This window comes from Yersinia sp. SCPM-O-B-9106 (C-191) (genome assembly GCF_026183365.1).
Taxonomy (GTDB): Bacteria; Pseudomonadota; Gammaproteobacteria; order Enterobacterales; family Enterobacteriaceae; genus Yersinia; species Yersinia rochesterensis.
The window spans coordinates 1,519,834-1,537,815 of sequence record NZ_CP110791.1 but is presented as its reverse complement, the minus strand read 5'-3'; the positions used below and the strand labels follow the sequence as shown (position 1 = coordinate 1,537,815).

Sequence of the window (17,982 nt, the reverse complement as noted above, 5' to 3'; positions counted from 1 at the left end):
GAAAAGATGTCAGATCAAATTATTTTTTAAAATATAATTAATAAAGGCAATGAGTTTTGCTGTGATTTGAGGTTAGATGCGAGTGGAATTCGCTTATCAGAAAGGCAACCTCGACTATAAATAATCAATCGCCCCGCTCTGATAACCGAATCCTATTATAAAGACGCCCGTTTCTTCCGCACTCTCTTACCCGCCTTAGCGGCCACTTTCACCGGCAGTGCAGGAATACTTTTTCCCTCGGGCATATCTGGCTGCTCAATGGGGAAAATCGGCAACGCCGCCAATAACCGCGAGCCATAGCCCTTGGTTAACAAACGCCGGTCATAAATAACAATTTCACCGTGACATTGATGACTTCGAATCAAGCGCCCGACCTGCTGTATCAAGTTAAATGAAGCACTTGGCAAGCTCTGCACTTCAAATGGATAGCGTTTCAATGACTTAAGCCATTCACCCTCGGTCAAAATAACCGGGCTGTCGATAGGTGGAAATGAAATTTTGTGAATATGAACCTGAGTCAATAAGTCCCCTTTCAAATCCAGCCCCTCGGCAAAAGATTGCAAGCCAATCAACACACTGGCGGTGCCATTCTTCACCCGCTTACGGTGTTCTTCAACCAGCCGATAGCGCGGTTGATCACCTTGGACTAACAGCATTAAACGCAAATCGGTAACATGGCTGAGAAAAGTTTGCATCGCCCGATGGCTGCTAAACAGGACCAACATACCTTTATGTCGCCCACTGGCTTGCTGCGCGCGGAAGAAATGCGCCATTTCTGCCAAATGCTCAGCTTCATGAGCCATAGTCGGCTCAAAGCGCATTTTGGGAATAATCAGCTTCCCTTGCTCAATATGATTAAAGGGTGATGACAAGGTTTCAAACCGGTCTCCGGCCTTTTCGCTCAAACCGCTCAATTCCTGCAAACGCGCAAAACTATTGAGTGAACGCAATGTAGCTGAAGTGACTATTACATGGGGCACTTTGCGCCACAGCATTTTATCTAGTTGATCACTAACACGAATTCCCACGCAATGAAAATAGAGATGAGTTTGGTTCTCGCGATAATCCCGAGTAATCCACTTGGAAATCGGTGCATTCGACGCTTTTTCCATGGCAGCCAAACGCCAAAGCTTACTCATGGCCTCGAGATAACCCAATGTCCGGCTCATTTGCAAAATGGCACGATGTAACCGCACAATATCGTGCTTACCGGTTTGTTCGCTCAAATCATTAAGAACAAACTCAGCCAGACCACGTAGGGCATCCGTCAACTTGAATAATTTGGCGCAATCTTCCGTCAAACTGCCCGGTAACTCGCCCATTTCGAAGCGATATACTGCCGGGCTACCATCGGCGGGTAAAAGTTGACTAACTTGCTGTTCTACACTCAACATCAGCTCACGCAACTGCTCGCAGTGATCCTTCAAACGCTCAGGATTCGCCAGACCCGGCGGGTTTTTCGGCCGGTATTGCACCATGCATTGATCTACCAGCCGGGCAATCATATCCAGCTGCATATTGGCAAAAAAAGCGGTGATTTCACCCTCAATTTCTAGCGCATCCCGTGCTACATCGGGCAGATGATGGCCCTCATCCAATACCAGCAGCAGCTCTTTGGGATTGGGCAATACGGATTCAGTTTCCAATGCCGCCATGACTAATGCATGGTTGGCGACCACCACATCAGCATTTTCGATTTCTTTGCGGGCAATAAAAAATGGGCATTCACGAAAATAATGACAATTACGCCCGAGGCAGTTGGCCTTATCGGTACTTAATTTGGCCCACAAACTGTCACTAAGTGATAACTGATGATGGTCACGCAGGCCATCCCAAACATGACTATTCAAAGACTTAGACAGTGCCAGGCACGTAGCCTGTTCCTCACCATTAGCAGGGGCTAATTCATCACCGAGAAAAAGTGATAAATCCCCTTGTCCGGACACATCCGTGCACATCGCCGCAAGATTACGTGGACAAACATACCGCCCGCGCCCAAAGGCACCGGTGAACTTGAGGTCAGGAATAATCTTCTTCAACAGCGGCAAATCTTTACTGTAAATCTGATCCTGCAACGCCACATTTGCGGTACTGACCACCAGCGGCTTGCTTTCTGCCCGGCTGACGGCAATGCCGGGGATCAGATAAGACAGTGTTTTGCCAACACCCGTCGGGGCCTCAATAGCCAAGTGACGGCCTGCGTCGCCGGCCAGTGTTTTTGCCACTTCGGCAATCATCTGGCGCTGTGGAGCACGGGAAATAAAGTCCGGGATCTGTTGCGAAAGAGCCTTATACCACTGACTAATTTGTTCTTTTACTGCTGGGGACAACGCCATGCATATCTTATCTAAACTGAATGTTGCCCTATTGTCCCACACCGTCGCGCTCACGTCAGCCCGAAAGCACTATACCCGTCATACTTCAAGCTGCATGTGCGTTGGCTACGCTCAATCACCCGAATCACTTACAACAGTAAGCTCATCGGGGTTCTCTCTCTTGCCGCCTTCCTGCAACTCGAATTATTTAGGGTATAGATAAGTGTCAGTTTAGTGCAGCTGAAAATGCATAATATTTACGCAAAATCGTAGTTATTTATATTTTGTCATAAATATATCACACAGATGCGGTAAAAATTCTGCGCTGGATGAATTCAGACAGATATTGAATACAGCAAAAAATTCTACTATTCGCGTCTTTTCAAATAAGAGAAACAGGGCATAAATATGAAACGTAATATTCTGGCAATCCTAATACCGGCTTTATTAGTTGCCACTTCTTCACACGCAGCAGAAATCTACAATAAAGATGGTAATAAACTGGATTTATACGGGAAAGTAAAAGCTCTGCATTATTTCTCTGATAATAGTAAAAGTGATGGTGACAAATCTTATGTTCGCCTTGGCTTTAAAGGTGCCACCCAAATCACCGACCAATTAACTGGTTATGGTCAGTGGGAATATAACTTCGCCGCTAACTACGCTGAAAGCCAAGAAACAAAAGACAACAAAACACGCTTAGCATTTGCGGGTTTACGTTACGGTAAATTAGGTTCAATCGATTATGGTCGTAACTATGGCGTATTATATGACATCGCGGCCTGGACCGATATGCTGCCGGAATTTGGTAATGACAGCTACACCAGAACAGATAATTTCTTGACTGGCCGTACGACTGGCGTGGCAACTTACCGTAATACAGATTTCTTCGGTCTGGTTGATGGACTGAAATTCTCCCTGCAATATCAGGGTAAAAATGGCAACGAATCCGACAACACCAATGGCCGTGCAGATGCCACCAAACAGAATGGCGACGGCTTCGGCATGTCTTCCAGCTACGCAATTGGTGCGGGTGTCAGTGTGGGTGCAGCTTATTCTTCATCTAACCGCACCACAGCCCAGAAAGAAGGTCGATTTGGTAAAGGCGATAAAGCTGATGCCTGGACAACTGGCCTGAAATATGATGATAACGGTGTTTACTTAGGTGCAACTTACGCTGAAACCCGCAATATGACACCTATTTCTGGTACTGCGGTTATTAATAATGTTTCAACTGGCGTTAGTGGTTTTGCTAATAAAACTCAGAATATTGAATTGGTCGCACAATATCAGTTCGATTTCGGTTTAAAACCTTCTTTGGCTTATATTCAATCTAAAGGAAAAGATATCGAAGGTGTTGGCGATGCTGACCTGGTCAAATACATTGACATCGGTGCTATATATTACTTCAATAAAAACATGTCAACCTATGTAGATTATAAAATAAACCAGTTGAACAATGATAATAAACTGAAACTGAATACAGATAACGTTGCTGCGGTTGGCCTGGTCTATCAATTCTAATCTGGTGATTTAGCATTATCCTCATTGCTTTATTGTTTGAATGTTTCATCGTGTTTTGTGAATTTATTTTATTAGCAGTCATCACATTTTGCCGGGAGGTCACTCCCGGTTTTTTTATTACTTATTAATAATTTATTTATTAACAGGAACAGATAATAACCCGACGCCACGCAGCGCTTCAGTTTTGTACATTTGACTCGCTGTATCGGAAAAATCAGCCTGTTCAATCCCTTTCTGCAATCGATCTTTCTCTTTATCTTCCGCGATAACCCGTTGATTATGTTGCAGCGCACGGGTAGATAAAAAAATGTATTCACTCTGTGCTGCCTCAGCGATGGGCATAAAAAGCAGTGCCAACAGTGTCGCCAGGCCGAAATAAGAACGTGTCAGATTAATAATACGCATCCTAATCTGGCCCCCCATCAGCAAACGTATTGCCCCATAACCCACTCACCTTATTTGATAATTGTCATATAGGCTCAGTTGTGTACCCTGATTTTATGCATCATCCCTTAAGCAATTTGTACTTTCTTGATAAGAGTAGGTTTTGTCACTGCTTATTAAACCAACTGGTATTGATTATAAGAATAACTATCTGTTTTAACGAAAATTTTAGACGAAAAATTAAAACGTAAATAAATGATAAAAACCTTTGCTAACGATAGCTATTCTCATGTTTACTGGTACATCTCTATTTTATTGTTCCTTTCCTATTGAATAACTATGCTGAAGCAAAATAGCCGTAATCTGTGGTTGCTGGTCGGTTCACTTTTCACCTTATACTTCGTCTGGGGTTCTACTTATTTGGTCATTCGAATCGGGGTCGAAAGCTGGCCACCGCTGATGATGGCAGGATTACGCTACCTGATTGCCGGGGTATTATTGTTCAGCTTCCTGGCTATTCGTGGTCATGCCCTCCCCACTTTGCGCCAATGGATGGGTGCCAGCACGATCGGTATTTTATTATTGGCTATCGGTAATGGGTTAGTCACCATTGCAGAACACCAGCATGTTCCCTCCGGCATTGCCGCCGTGATGGTGGCAACTGTTCCACTCTTCACTTTGTGTTTCAGTATGTTATGGGGGATGCGGAATACTAAACTGGAATGGTCAGGCATTGCTCTTGGGCTGGTAGGTATTATATTGCTCAATACCGGCAGCAACTTATTAGGCAATCCACTGGGCGCGCTGCTGATATTACTGGCTTCTGCTAGTTGGGCTTTTGGCTCGGTCTGGAGCTCACGAATCGCGTTACCTAATGGGCCGATGTCCGGTGCAGCGCAAATGCTGGTCGCTGGCGTTGTTTTGCTGCTTGCCAGTACGCTAAGTGGCGAAGAACTGACCCAAACTCCCTCGATGGCGGGCATTCTGTCACTACTTTACTTGATTGTTTTTGGCTCAATGCTTGCCATCAGTGCTTATATGTTCCTACTGAAAAATGTCCGCCCAGCGGTGGCAACCAGCTATGCCTATGTAAACCCAGTCGTTGCAGTATTGTTGGGTATTAGTTTTGCCGGTGAAAGTCTCTCTACCCGAGAGTGGTGGGCATTAGCCGTCATTGTTTCTGCGGTGGTTTTGGTCACTTTGGGGAAATTTCTGTTTAAATCTCGTTAATCTCTATGCTCTAAATAACTCGAATCGCAGCTTGAAACATCACGAGCATATACAGCAAGAATGCAACATGGTTGTTTCATTTAGTAAACAGGATATAATTCACGCTATTTAGATAAAAAGTGAAAATAATTATGCTGAGAAAAGCACTCATTATTCTGATTGCAGTTATGGCTCTGAGTTCTTTAGGTGGCGTTTTTCTGGCTGGGTTGAACATTTATACCCGTTCAACAACTCCACATGAAACTGAAACCACGGAATCCAGTCCATTGTCTGATATTGGCCCTGCGGGCTTGTCCAACAATGGTCAGGAATCACCGTAAGCACCCATCCAATAGCGGTATTTCTGCTGCAAAAAAATCTGCAAGCCCCTGACCCGTTCAGACACCAATGAACTGTGGGGGCATAATAGATTTAAGGGTAAAACTTCCCCCTACCAGTGCCCAATGCCCGGTAATTTCACCATCATCACTGATATATTTGCCAGTCATATAGTGACCCCCCTGAATATCGCCTTATCCATTGGTCATCATGATCATCAAGACGGCCATTACACTGATATAATACCGAATGATAATTCACCAATTGGACTGATGTCTGCCACACAGCATTCAGGAAGAGATAGGCTGGGCTGGCGTAACAGAAATAAAAGCCTATGACAGCATGAACAATACACAACACCAGACCATATTTGCACAGGTGAGTATTTCACTGTTAGTGAAAAAATAATTTAACAAATTGATATTTATACTATTTTTTTGCTGAGAAGTTCTTCATGACTGGCTGCGTGATTGAAGTTTAGGATGGCTGTTTTACTATTGTCTTTATACCTCTGCCTTAGCCTATCTCATCGAGAATCAAGGCTTCCTTATTGCCTGTTTTAAAGGGTTATTACGCCTAATGCAGCAGCCTTTTCTTGCATCTGTTTAATAACGTTATAGGCCGACCAGGGTAATACGCTAAATCCATTGATCAATAATATAGCCTTAGCTGAAGTCGCCGCTGGCGAATTGACTGTGGCTCTGATGGCCTGACGTATCTGGATAAGCTCTTTTTCAGATGTTGTCACCGAAGTAATAAGTGGTAACCCAGGTGCAACGTCAGTTTTCGCGATAATCTTTAACCCGGTAACGGCCGCTGGATTATCACGCTGTAATAATGCGAAGCTAACACAATCTATCGCGGCAATATCTGCTTGCCGTTGTTGAATCATTTCAATTGAACGATAGTGGCTACCCGAGGCTACACGACGCGAAAAGAAACGCCCATTAACCGCCAATGGGGCAATCAAAACACGTAACGCATTATACCCTGATTGGGAGTTTGTGCTGTTGTAGACAACTGTCCGATGACGAAAGTCAGACAATTGCTCGCCTTGTTCGTCGCCACGAACAACCACTAAACTGCGGTAATATTCACCAGAACAATAAGGTGATTGATAACTGAATACCCCAACCAACCGTACCTGTTGTTGCAGCTGAGTCACCAGAGGAAAACCACAAGTCTGGCTCAACAGCAGTGTAGGGTCGCGCCAATGCTGTAATAAATCTAAAGGCCAGAGTAACTGTTCACTTACTCCTGACACACCATGCCTGCGCAGCTGTTGCGATAATAACTGCCAAAAAGGCCGTACATCTTGTTCCGGCCGAACCCCATACATGGGCAGTGAAATCATTATAGCCACCTACTTAAAAAGAGCAGCAGACTGGAGGATCAGTTATGTTTTACGGCAGGGAGAGATTGTAATTCCCGCCAACGAGACAAACGCCGGTTCCAACGGGTAAAAATCATATCCGTAATAATTGCCAATAAGGCGACTACAATTGCGCCCTGGATAACATAAGCAGTATTAAAACCGCTTAGTCCGATAATAATTGGAGAACCTAGAGTTTTCGTCCCGACAGTTGAAGCGATAGCAGCAGTACCAATATTGATAATGACTGACGTTCGGATGCCCGCGACAATAACCGGTGCTGCCAAAGGCAATTCCACACGCCATAAAATCTGTCGGGCGCTCATCCCCACCCCTTCGGCTACCTCACGGATATCCCTGGAAACAGACTCAATACCCGTAATAGTCCCCTGTAAAATAGGTAATAAACCATAAAGCACTAAGGCAATAATGGCAGGTTTTTCGCTAAAGCCCATCACAGGGACGGCAATAGCGAGTACCGCAACAGGTGGAAATGTCTGCCCCATCGCGACAATAGTTTCTACCACCGAACGAAACTCTTTCCCTGCCGGGCGAGTCACTCCAATACCTGCGCTAACCCCAATGAAAACAGCGATAATACTGGAAATCAGTACTAAAAAAACATGGGCAATCACCAGTGACCAAAATGTATCCTGCATATAAATAGGTCTGTCGAGATCAGGGAATAGCGCCGAAAAAAAACCGCCCAAAGACGTCATACCAAAAACTAAGCCTGCCAGTAAGAGTAATGCCCAACAGAGAGGGTCTTTTAAACAATACAATAATCCTGACTTGAGTTTTTCCAGAGGGATCTCTTTCACATCACCTGTTTTGACAGCAGTCGGTTTCATGATCCCCCCTTATCCGCATCAGCTATCAGATCAGCAAAATAAAGCACCCCCAATGATTGCCCATATTCGTCAGCAACCAGTAATTTATCTGTCTGACGCGACACAAACAGGGAGAGTGCTTCACGCAAGCTAGTCGTACCGAGTATTGGTTGTCCAACCAAAGTTTCACCACGCCTTACTCGTTGTTCAGCCCGTCCAAGTGATAACAGCTTGATACCAAGATCACTGCGACCAAAGAAATCACGAACAAAGTCATTAGCGGGTTGAATTAACATTTCAAGAGGTGTCCCTTGCTGAATAACTCGCCCGCCATCCATCAACACTATACGATCAGCCAAACTCAAAGCTTCATCAATATCATGAGTGACCAAAACAATAGTCCGACCCGATAACTGGTGAATACGGGTAATTTCGAACTGCAATGCTGAACGTGTCACTGGGTCTAATGCACCAAATGGCTCGTCCATCAACAATACTTCTGGATCTGCCGCCAAAGCTCGGGCAACACCTACCCGTTGTTGCTGCCCTCCTGATAATTGATGAGGATAGCGATGAAGAAACTGTTCGGGATCCAGGTGCAATAACTCAAGCAATTCAATAACCCGTTGACGGATTCGCTCCTGAGGCCATTTGAGCAATTGCGGTACGGTGCCAATATTGCGTTCCACAGTCCAATGGGGGAAGAGCCCTATGGATTGGATTGCATAGCCCATGCGACGTCGTATATCTTCGGACTTATAATTACGAATCTCCTCACCAGCAAAATGGATCTCCCCCTCATCATGTTCAATAAGTCGGTTAATCATTTTTAATGTGGTCGACTTACCGGAACCCGAGGTTCCAATCAGCACAGTAAATTCCCCTTTAGCAATCTGTAACGTTAGGTTATCTACTGCCCGTTTGCCGGCAAAATATTTAGTTACCTGATGGAAATGAATCATCGATGCGAAGTATCCATAAAAATAATGATGAATTTAAACAGCGAATCAACTAATACCGCCATCACTATCACGGGGATTACGCCCAACAGCACCAAATCCAATGCACTGCTCAGTAAACCTTGAAATACAATCGCGCCCAATCCCCCCGCCCCAATCAACGCAGCGACAACAGCCAACCCGACGGTTTGCACAGCAATAATACGAACTCCGGATAAAATAAATGGCATTGCAATCGGTATCTGAACCTGAAAGAACAGCTGAGTGCGGGTCATTCCCATCCCTCGCGCCGATTCAACAACACTGTCAGGTACGGCCTCTAACCCAGCAACTACATTGCGTACTAATGGCAATAAAGCATAAAGCACCAGTGCAACGATAGCAGGAGCTAACCCGATACCACTCACCCCATGCTCCGCTAACCAAGGAATAGCCGCAGCCAACCCAGCTAAAGGGGCTATCAGCATGCCAAACAAAGCAATGGATGGAATAGTTTGAATAATATTCAATGTTGAAAAAATGGTGCCTTGAAAGCGATGAGAGCGAAAGCAGAATAGACCAAGGGGAATGCCCAAGAATACGGCAGGTATCAGTGTTGCCAACAGGATTTGAAAGTGTCGCCATAATGCATCATCAAACACATCTTGGCGATTAACGTACTCTTTCATTAATGACAATTGATCAAGTTGCCCGGTTGCCAACAATATTACCACTGGCAGAACTAACAAAACACTCGCCAAACTACGCCAAACAGGATTCACAACCGCACGGGCCAAGCTATCAACAGCAATCAATATGCTCATCCCACTCATCAACCAAAATCCACTACCGAGTGACGTGCGCGCGAGGCTTTCTTCGCCACCAGCAAGTTGTGTAGCTGTTGTTCCAGCCAGTAACAACAGGCTGAACAACAGTATTTCGGCTATCAAAACTGTTGACCAAAACACCACAATATTTTGTTTAAAGAATGCAAAAGCAGATAGCATCAGTATCGGCACTAACAGCCACCAAACAGGCCCTGCTATCAATGATATTAATGAAATACCCTGACCAGAGATCAACCGATTCGGTGCATGGCTCACAAAAGAAAAGCCTACCCCCGATAAAATCATTAAAAGAACCAGCGCCAGCAGAACTCGGTTTTTTACAACCATAAACCCCATCTCCCTGACAGATAATCCTTTTATAACAATAGATTATCTGTTTATTCGATGGCGCTATAGGCGATAGAATAAATACCTATAGCACCATCCCAGATATACATCACTATCCTTTAACAAACCCTTTTTCTTTCAGATAATTAGCAGCAACTTTCTTCGCATCCTGACCTTCTACTGCAATGCGAGCATTCAGTTTTTGTAGGGTTGCACTATCAAGTGTGGCAAATACGGGATCAAGTAAAGCAGGAATATTAGGATGCGCTTTCAATGTGGCTTCACGAATTATTGGGGTTGGTGCATAGATAGGTTGTACACCTTTAGTATCTTCCAATGTTCGTAGCCCTAATGCAGCGACCGGACCATCAGTTCCATACGCCATGGCGGCGTTAACTCCAGAGGTTTGCTCAGCAGCCGCTTTAATTGTTACCGCCGTGTCACCACCAGCCAATGACAGCAGTTGGTCTTGATTTAATGTGAAACCGTATGCTTGTTGGAAAGCTGGCAGGGCATCAGGCCTTTCAATAAATTCAGCTGAGGCAGCCAATTTGAATTTGCCCCCCGCATTTATCCATTTACCTAAATCATCTAATGTTTTCAAATTATTCGCATTAGCTAGATCCTGGCGAACAGCAATGGTCCAAGTGTTGTTCGCTGGCGCAGGTGAAAGCCACACCAACTTATTCTTCTCATAATCCAATTTTTTTACTTTTTCATAGCCTGCTTTTGCATCTTTCCAGGCAGGGTCTTTTTCATCAGAGAAGAAAAAAGCGCCGTTACCCGTGTATTCAGGGTAAATATCAATCTCACCAGCGGTGATAGCTCCACGCACCACTTTGGTAGTGCCCAACTGGGATTTATTGGTTGTTTTAATTCCATTAGCATCAAGAACCTGCACTATAATATTGCCCAGCAATGAGCCTTCAGTATCAATTTTTGAGCCAACACGGACAGTATCAGCAGCCTGTGATGCTCCGCCTGACACAGCCAATATTACTGTGGCTAACGCAAAAATCCGGCTACGGGTTAGGGTCTTTGCCATGCTTTACCTCTATGTGCTCAAGGGTTAATGAAAGTTATCTCGTTAATGTCTGTAAAACGCCGATACTAACAAGGCATAAAACCAAAACCATTAACAAATCAGCAATCATATTAGATTTAGTCAAAAACAAACCAAATAACCAATTGATATTAAATATATTATTCAAGCCAAACTAGGCTAGAAGGCTAATCTATCTTATGCATAACAGTATGATAGCTAAGTATTTAAAAGAATTTTGCTGATAAGATTAACCGTTAAGATTACACAAATAGCTGTATATAACAACAGTAAAATACGGGTCGATGAAAACAAGTCCTATGGTTTTATAGGTATCCCAGCGTCCTCGCTTTCACTTTGATCGGCGCTTTAGACTGACTCGGGCCGCCTATCTCCACTGTCAATCACAGTGTCTCGTATACTCTCAGTCAGAGCTTTATTTTCACTATCGTAAAAGGGATGGATTTCTATCTCCAAAGCTGTAAAAACAAATGCTTCGAACCATTCAGTATAGCCGTTCACCACGAATTGCTCGCTGCGATGCTGATATTGGACTCGACTTTCCAGATAAATCTGGCGTAACCCATACCAAGGTAAAGCAGGTAAATCATGATGGACCAAATGATAGTTGAGGTTTAAAAATAGTAGACGCCACGGCCATGCCGCCTCATTTAAGGTAGAACGTGCTGCGCTATTTTCAGCTGCACGATGCTCAAAAAAGGATCTAACTTTGGTCAGGCTAAGTGCTGGATAGCTAATCACCAAAATATAGAAAATAGCCGAAATACCATAACCAGCCATCCAGTGAAACAATAAGCCAAGTAAACCAAAATGAACCAACCACATCGTAATGGCAGGGCGATCGCCAGTAATAAATGCACTGATTGCGCTGCGAATAGTATCAATGATATCCAGTGCTGGCCCTAGAATTAATCGGCCAATAAAAGTATTGCTAATACGCACAATGCTTTTGAATAATGGCGGCAAACGCTGCCATTGTTCTGCAGTGTAATAATAGCACTCTGGATCTTTTTCTGGGTGAGTCAAGTCTTCGTCGTTGTGGTGCTGAATATGGGAATCACGATAAAGACCATAGGGATACCAAACTGCTAATGGCAAAGTGCCTAATAGTTGATTAAACCGTCGCCAGCGAGTTGGATGACCGTGGATCAGTTCATGTTGTAGCGACATATACCACGCGCTTAATAATATTAGCAATGTACTACCAAGCACCAAGCCTAATTGCTGCCAATAGATAACGCAGGCAAACCAGCCAGTATAAATAATCCCAATCAATATCCAGGTAGGCAATTCCAATCGCCATATCCAAGAACGAAATAACAATTTTATCCGCGCTCGTTGCTGCTCGTTAAGGTAATAAGCGACTCCGGCTTCACGGTGATTCAATTTGGTATCAGCAGAAGACATATTAAAGGCTCATACTTGGCATAATTCCAGCCAGTATTAACTTAATAATCTCTGCTGCTAACTAACTTAAAATACTATGTAAATCTGAGAATGAGATAATCATCCTATATAATGATGTAACAGAGGTCGAAAAACATTGAGCTATTGTCAACCATATCAGTCTTCTACTACATTAACCCAGCACAACTCTTCTGCTGAAATAGCAATAGCATCTAGCACTTTGGAGACTTTCCAACCTTCTTCGAAATCTGGCCACATACGATCTCCAGCAGCAATTCCGTTAATCAAATCACGGATTTCGACCGTTTTTTGGTCGTTAAATCCAATACCATGCCCAGAACTCACACAAAATGCTGCGTAGTCCGGATGTAATGGCCCTGTAAGCAATGTTTTAAATCCTTGCCTGGACTGAGGTTCATCATGACGATAGAGTTGTAATTCCGCCATGCGCTCTTGGGAATAACTAATTGTGCCCTTAGTTCCCGTGACCACATAGGTCAAACCCATTTTACGGCCACATGCAATACGTGATGTCTCTATAGTCCCCATTACTCCATTAGCAAAACGCACGAGTGCTCCTGCCTGATCTTCATTTTCTACCGTCCGTAACAAAGAGGGATTTTTCGGGTCGGGCCGCTGTTTAATGACTGTCTGCATATCCCCACATACACTTGTGATATCACCTACCAGATAATGGGCCATATTGACTATATGGGCGGCTAAATCGCCCAATGCTCCTAACCCTGCCTGCGCCTTAGTACAATGCCAATCTAACGGTGTCTGCGGGTCTGCCAGATAATCTTCATTATGAGTGCCGTAAAAATGCACGATCTCGCCAATCTCGCCATTGGCAATAATCTCCCGTGCTAACTGACTGGTGGGATTCTTTATATAGTTAAATCCCACCAGCGTTTTCACACCTTTTTCACGTGCCGCTTCAGTCATTTCTTTGGCATCTGCTGCATTAAGAGCCAGAGGTTTTTCGGAATAAACATGCTTGCCATGGCTTATAGCCGCGAGAGCAATTTCCTTGTGTAAGAAATTTGGTGCACAAATATCTACTACATCAATAGCTGGGTCGGCTACCAATTCTTGCCAATTTGCAGTCGATCGGGAGAAACCAAACTCAGCAGCACGTTGCCGGGCCAATTCTGGCGTGACTTCTGCCAGCATTTCTAATATCGGTACCCCCTTTAAAGGAAAAACAGTCGCAACCTGTGCATAAGCAATGGCATGGCAACGACCAATATATCCGGTGCCGATAAGGCCAATTCGAACCTTTTGCATTTTATTTCCTCGTCTGGTTAAGATTAACTCCACACCAAAAAACTTTGCATGTTAAGGGTTATACGAAATTAAAATTTCACATTCAAGTGGAGGATGAAATTAAAAATCCTTTTTGCGAGCTAGTACAATTAATCGGTTAAACCCAATGAAAACTTGCATTAATAAGTATTAAATCTCACCATCCAGCTCACAAAACTAAAGTATAAAACACAAAAAATGAATTATTCATTTTCTTTCATTATAAAAATGAAAAAAAACCTCAATTTTCGAGGCACTACGCATCACTGATAACTCAAGGTTTCAATACCGTCATTTCGTTATATAGTAAGCACTGCAATGAAGCATTTAACTAAGCTGCTTCTGTATAACTTCGACAGGAAATTTGCGATGAACTCACCTTTTCTGGTAACACCACGATGGCTGGCAGATCATATTAATGATATCGATATCACTATTCTGGATGCCAGAATGTCACCTCCGGGACTGACCCCTAAAAGAAATATTCAGGCCGAGTTTGAACAAGGGCATATTCCTGGGGCTGTTTACTTTGATATTGATGCAGTTGCAGATAACAACACCGGTTTACCTCATATGTTGCCATCCCCACAAGTATTCAGTGAGATGGCTGGTCAACTAGGGATCAATGAGCAGCAAACCCTAGTCATTTATGATGATGGCAATTTGTTTTCAGCACCGCGAGTTTGGTGGACATTCCGTATATTTGGTGCCAAAAAAGTATATATATTGGCTGGTGGCTTTAGTGGGTGGCAGCAAGCAGGTTTTACATTAGAGAGCGGCCCGACACACCCAACACCTCAAACCTTCAAAGCAATATTCAATGGCGCCGCAGTCAAAAGTGTTGATGAAGTTTTAGCCGCACTAGGAAACAATGAAATACAAATTATAGATGCTCGCCCGGCTGGTCGATTTAAAGCACAAGATCCAGAGCCGCGTCCCGGCCTGCAGTTGGGCCGTATTCCCGGTAGTATTAATGTGCCTTGGGGAAGCCTGATTGAAAATGGCAATCTGAAATCACCACAAGAACTGAAGAGTATTTTTGCCACCCAAGGTGTGGACTTGGCCAAACCTATTATTACCAGCTGTGGCTCAGGGGTTACGGCTGCGGTGATTGTTCTGGGATTAGCTGCAGTAAATGCAACATCGGTGTCTTTATATGATGGCTCTTGGGCCGAATGGGGATCATCAGATTCTCTACCAATCGATAACACTCGACTGCCATAAAGTCACTTAAATAGTAGACAGGACACGGATACTATCAAGCTCGATATTAGTATCCTGTCCTCCTACTCTAGATAAAAATCGAACGAAGTTTGAATTCCTAGATATTTCTATTCCAAATATTATCACTATGAAAATAATCTCGTAACCTCTCATTTGCCGTATGCAAGTCAATATATAGTGTGAAATACTTTACCGTCCCACGACTCTCGAAAAATGGATATTCATCAAAAGGATGCGAGGATTACATTTAATTAAAAAGGGTAGAAAATTGATATTTTAAATGAATTAAACTATAAGAAATATATTTAAATAAAAAAGGAATAGCATAATGCCACTCCTTCTTTACTTGAAATTAATATTGGCCTTTTATATCAAAATAATTAATTTTATTTTTTAGGTCCACGAATACGCAATGTCAAACCTTTAAGGAAATAACGCAATACCTGATCACCACAAGGACGGAAGTTTTTACTGCCTTCTTTACGGAACAATGCATTTAACTCAGGCTTAGATACTGGGAATTCGACCGCGTTGAAAACATCGTGCATATCGGTATCTTTCAATTCAAATGCCACACGTAGTTTTTTTAGCACTATATTGTTCGTAATGACTGGCTCTACCGCTGGCGCAGGGAACTTGTCATCCTTACCACGTCTAAAGAAAATCAGGCCATTGAGGAAATGTGCCATCACCAGGTCAGGACAATCCTGATATCCAGCTTCGTCTTCTTTTTTAAGAAAATTAACGACATCCGCATTGTCCACGTCAAAATCAGCCAGCTTAATGATCTCTGTTATCTTGGTATCGTTTACGTTAAGCATATAGCGAACACTACGGAGCACATCGTTGTTGATCATATTACTGCCCTATTCCTATTATTTAGATTAGGCGCGCGCGAATATCGCAAGAAAAAAATCGTCTTTAACGCCTAGCGGGCAGTATTGTATAGATCAACACCGATTTTCTCAATGTAAATCTGGCTGATAATAAAAATACACATATAGCAAAAATTGAAAACCATGACATATAATTATTTATTAGTTATTTCTAATAAATAACTAATAAGGGTAAGAGATAAACAAACAATAAACTTAACCATTAAAATACATATTAAGTCTTAGCTTTAATATTATTAGTTGGTTGATAAAGTAGAATTTCCTCACCAATAATATATTTCTTCCGTAAAGTGGAAGAAACTTTATCCATGATCATTACAATGACAACCATTATTAAAGTAATAAACATAACAACATCCCAATTCCATAGTCTCATATTCTCAGCATAAACTAAGCCTATACCGCCAGCGCCCACAAAACCTAATACTGCGGCCGAACGGGTATTGGATTCAATCTGATAGAGGCTGAGAGCTAAAAAGGTGGGAAAAGATTGAGTGAAAATGCCAAAACGCTGTTTTTGTAATGCATTAGCTCCCAGAGCAGTTAAACCGCGATTAGGTGATTTATCTACCGCTTCATGCCCTTCTGCATAGAGTTTACCGAGTAAGCCCATATCTTGCATAATAATCGCCAGCACCCCAGCAAGTGGCCCCATCCCGACAGCACGGACAAAAATCAGCCCCCAGATCGCCATATCAATACCACGGAAAATATCCAAGAAACGGCGCACGACAAATGAAATAAGGCGTAAACCCGGCGTCGACATCACATTTCGCGCAGCCAAAAATGAAAGAGGCAAAGCAATCAAGGTTGCAGTGATTGTTCCGGCAAAAACAATTGCTAAGGTAATAAAAATCTGACCGAAGTAATATCTAAATGGCCAATTAACAAAATCATGCCAGACAAACATCCGTAAAAAATACCGGCTTATTTGCTGGCTACCATTAACAAATGTCTGCCAGGGAATACCAAAGGTTTTGAAGAAAAAAAGATAATATAAAAAAATGCCTACAGCAATTATCGTGACCGATTTTATATACCGTTTTTGCTGTAAGAAAATCTGCGGATGCTGTTGTTTCACTATTGCCAGCTGCTCGGCGCTCAAGTGGTCTGTCAACATTATGACACGCCCTCTACAACTCGTTTGCGTAATTTACCGGATGTATAATCCAGTAACGAAACTACAATAATAATCAGTAATAATGTCATACTCACCTGATCATAACGATCCAGTTTTATTGAGGTCATCAACTCCTGACCGATTCCCCCCGCCCCCACCAAACCCAAAATGGTCGATTGGCGAAAATTAATTTCCAACCGCATAAAACTATAGGAAAGAAATATGGGTTTTACTTGTGGCCAAAGCGCAAAACGCATCCGTTGTAATTTACCGGCACCACAAGCAGCAAGACCGCGAACAGGTTTATCTGATGCAGTTTCCAATGACTCGTAAAACAACTTAGTTAAGCTACCAATAGTATGTAATGCCAACGCCAAAAAACCGGGAATAGCCCCAATACCAAAAGCCATGACGAACATCACCGCCCATGCCAATTCTGGCATAGTGCGTAAAAAGGCAACAAAGGTGCGAATAGATAATCTCAACCACGATGGACTATGAGTATTATTCGCTGCTAAAAAGGCAAAAATAATAGCAACCATAACCGACAAAATCGTCGATGCCACCGCCAGTTGTAGAGTTTCCCAGATTAGCGGTAACTGAATTGGCAGACGATAACCCCAATAAGCCAAGGAGCCTTCCGTATGACCATCTGCAAATAATTTATGCCAATGGAGTACGGGAATAGTTTCAACTAGATAATCAAAAAAATGCGGAATAGAAATAAAAATAGTATGTAAATTAAACTCAGCAATATTTCCTGCACCAAGATAGATAATTGCCAACATCAATGACCAAATCAACGTTTCACGTTTTTGTTTAGCGCGAACCTTTTGATAGTAATAGTTAAAGTCTGTATTCAAAATTAGCTACCACCTAAA

At 43.1% G+C, this 17,982-nt stretch carries 16 protein-coding genes; 4 read left to right on the top strand and 12 right to left on the bottom strand.

The features are described from left to right. Window positions 1-155 precede the first annotated feature (155 nt). On the bottom strand, window positions 156-2,336 hold the full coding sequence (dinG, locus tag OP863_RS07070) for an ATP-dependent DNA helicase DinG (protein ID WP_265526021.1): 2,181 nt from the start codon (window positions 2,334-2,336) through the stop codon (window positions 156-158). 387 nt (window positions 2,337-2,723) lie between these two features. Here dinG and ompF2 point away from each other — a divergent pair, with 387 nt between their 5' ends. Beyond that, window positions 2,724-3,839: a porin OmpF2 gene (gene ompF2 / locus OP863_RS07065; RefSeq protein WP_038634454.1), complete on the top strand. Its 1,116-nt coding sequence runs from the start codon at window positions 2,724-2,726 to the stop codon at window positions 3,837-3,839. A gap of 132 nt (window positions 3,840-3,971) precedes the next feature. On the opposite strand, the gene OP863_RS07060 is transcribed toward ompF2, so the two are convergent. Further along, window positions 3,972-4,244, bottom strand: coding sequence for a hypothetical protein (locus OP863_RS07060; protein ID WP_265526020.1), 273 nt, complete (start codon window positions 4,242-4,244; stop codon window positions 3,972-3,974). 318 nt (window positions 4,245-4,562) lie between these two features. On the opposite strand from OP863_RS07060, the gene yedA reads away from it, so the two are divergent. Beyond that, window positions 4,563-5,453, top strand: a complete 891-nt coding sequence (yedA, locus tag OP863_RS07055; RefSeq protein ID WP_050291424.1) for a drug/metabolite exporter YedA — start codon at window positions 4,563-4,565, stop codon at window positions 5,451-5,453. A 131-nt stretch (window positions 5,454-5,584) separates the two neighbouring features. Next, window positions 5,585-5,773, top strand: a complete 189-nt coding sequence (locus OP863_RS07050; RefSeq protein WP_025377722.1) for a hypothetical protein — start codon at window positions 5,585-5,587, stop codon at window positions 5,771-5,773. 557 nt (window positions 5,774-6,330) lie between these two features. Here the strand turns inward: OP863_RS07050 and OP863_RS07045 are convergent. The 7 genes from OP863_RS07045 to OP863_RS07015 all read right to left on the bottom strand — a co-directional run bounded on the left by OP863_RS07045 (window position 6,331) and on the right by OP863_RS07015 (window position 13,843). Continuing rightward, on the bottom strand, window positions 6,331-7,125 hold the full coding sequence (locus OP863_RS07045; RefSeq protein WP_265526019.1) for a phosphate/phosphite/phosphonate ABC transporter substrate-binding protein: 795 nt from the start codon (window positions 7,123-7,125) through the stop codon (window positions 6,331-6,333). 38 nt (window positions 7,126-7,163) lie between these two features. Then, on the bottom strand, window positions 7,164-7,862 hold the full coding sequence (locus tag OP863_RS07040) for an ABC transporter permease (protein ID WP_271301885.1): 699 nt from the start codon (window positions 7,860-7,862) through the stop codon (window positions 7,164-7,166). A 128-nt stretch (window positions 7,863-7,990) separates the two neighbouring features. Continuing rightward, window positions 7,991-8,935 (bottom strand): ABC transporter ATP-binding protein, encoded by a 945-nt coding sequence (locus OP863_RS07035; protein WP_145587878.1) that lies wholly within the window; start codon window positions 8,933-8,935, stop codon window positions 7,991-7,993. Continuing rightward, on the bottom strand, window positions 8,932-10,086 hold the full coding sequence (locus OP863_RS07030) for an ABC transporter permease (RefSeq protein ID WP_145587880.1): 1,155 nt from the start codon (window positions 10,084-10,086) through the stop codon (window positions 8,932-8,934). The genes OP863_RS07035 and OP863_RS07030 overlap by 4 nt, the downstream gene beginning before the upstream one ends. A 112-nt stretch (window positions 10,087-10,198) precedes the next feature. Then, window positions 10,199-11,131 (bottom strand): ABC transporter substrate-binding protein, encoded by a 933-nt coding sequence (locus OP863_RS07025; protein ID WP_145587882.1) that lies wholly within the window; start codon window positions 11,129-11,131, stop codon window positions 10,199-10,201. Between the two features lie 366 nt (window positions 11,132-11,497). Continuing rightward, entirely contained in the window at window positions 11,498-12,556 is a 1,059-nt protein-coding gene (locus tag OP863_RS07020) for a fatty acid desaturase (RefSeq protein WP_145585815.1), read from the bottom strand. A gap of 156 nt (window positions 12,557-12,712) precedes the next feature. After that, a complete protein-coding gene (locus tag OP863_RS07015) occupies window positions 12,713-13,843 on the bottom strand; it encodes a Gfo/Idh/MocA family protein (RefSeq protein WP_038634483.1) in 1,131 nt (376 codons plus the stop codon). A gap of 387 nt (window positions 13,844-14,230) precedes the next feature. Here OP863_RS07015 and sseA point away from each other — a divergent pair, with 387 nt between their 5' ends. Beyond that, complete coding sequence (gene sseA, locus OP863_RS07010) at window positions 14,231-15,085, top strand: 3-mercaptopyruvate sulfurtransferase (RefSeq protein WP_265526017.1); 855 nt, start codon at window positions 14,231-14,233, stop codon at window positions 15,083-15,085. A gap of 386 nt (window positions 15,086-15,471) precedes the next feature. Here the strand turns inward: sseA and OP863_RS07005 are convergent, their stop codons facing one another. From OP863_RS07005 to phnE (OP863_RS06995), 3 genes are all read right to left on the bottom strand, one after another. Further along, complete coding sequence (locus OP863_RS07005) at window positions 15,472-15,942, bottom strand: DUF1456 family protein (RefSeq protein ID WP_032820273.1); 471 nt, start codon at window positions 15,940-15,942, stop codon at window positions 15,472-15,474. 253 nt (window positions 15,943-16,195) lie between these two features. After that, window positions 16,196-17,101 carry a phosphonate ABC transporter, permease protein PhnE gene (gene phnE / locus OP863_RS07000; RefSeq protein ID WP_038634490.1) on the bottom strand — a complete coding sequence of 302 codons (906 nt, stop codon included), beginning with the start codon at window positions 17,099-17,101 and terminating at the stop codon, window positions 16,196-16,198. Beyond that, window positions 17,101-17,964 carry a phosphonate ABC transporter, permease protein PhnE gene (gene phnE / locus OP863_RS06995; protein ID WP_038634492.1) on the bottom strand — a complete coding sequence of 288 codons (864 nt, stop codon included), beginning with the start codon at window positions 17,962-17,964 and terminating at the stop codon, window positions 17,101-17,103. The genes phnE (OP863_RS07000) and phnE (OP863_RS06995) overlap by 1 nt, the downstream gene beginning before the upstream one ends. Window positions 17,965-17,982: the final 18 nt, after the last annotated feature.